At 45.0% G+C, this 827-nt stretch carries 1 protein-coding gene; it reads right to left on the bottom strand.

What is annotated here, in order from left to right:
- Positions 1-827, bottom strand: an 827-nt coding sequence (locus tag DW981_RS14770) for a MobA/MobL family protein (protein ID WP_182434320.1), incomplete at both ends; no start/stop codon positions are given.

Below are 827 nucleotides of genomic sequence, written 5' to 3'. Positions count from 1 at the left end.
TCCTGAAGCATCTCTGCCATGATATTCTGCTGTTCCTCTATCTGTGTAATCATTGCTTCCATCATGGGAATTACTTCTTTGCTTTCTTCTAATGTCATTCAACCACTCCCTCCACATCGACAATGCACCGGATACCTTACCAAAGGTTGCAATTACCTTTTGCAGCAGTGCATTTTGTTTTTTTATCATCTGGTTTTCCTCGACCTTCCATGAACCTTTCCTTATCTGCCCGGTGAGATATTTTTCCTCAATCTTCCTTGCATCTGCACCCTCATGAATCGTAGGGACTTTCAATTTGCCCTGTCTTTCATAAGAGCGGTGGTCAATCAGATTGTCTATGGATAAATGCCGGTTACACATCTTTGCCCATTCGCTTCGCCATAACTCACAATTCTTTGGATTGTTCCAGCCGGTAGCGTCAGTCAGAACCCTTTTCCATTGTTTTCTGTTTCTTGCCCCGACTTTCTGTACTCCGTTTTCATCAAGTACCGGAATACGGATTCCATGACGGTCTGGATTTTTCTTATCCTGCCACCAGTCCGGGTGGGATTCATCAACCACGATATTTCCGTCAGTATCTCTGACAAAATCCCAGTCCTTGACTTCCTTGCTGCCCCATGAGTGGTCTGGATTGAATGGTCGCATGGTTACAAGTAAATGCACATGTGGGTTCCCGTCGCCCTTATCGTGTATGCTCCAGTCGGCACACATTCCCTCGTCCACGAAAGTCTTTTGAATATATTCGGTTGTATAATCAATCTGTTCCTGTCTGCTCCATTCTTTCGGCAGGGAAAATTCAAATGAGCGTCCAAGCTGTGCATCTGCAT

Source organism: Clostridium sp. AM49-4BH (assembly GCF_003478335.1).
Lineage (GTDB): Bacteria > Bacillota > Clostridia > Lachnospirales > Lachnospiraceae > Butyribacter.
This window is presented reverse-complemented; position numbering and strand designations above follow the sequence as displayed.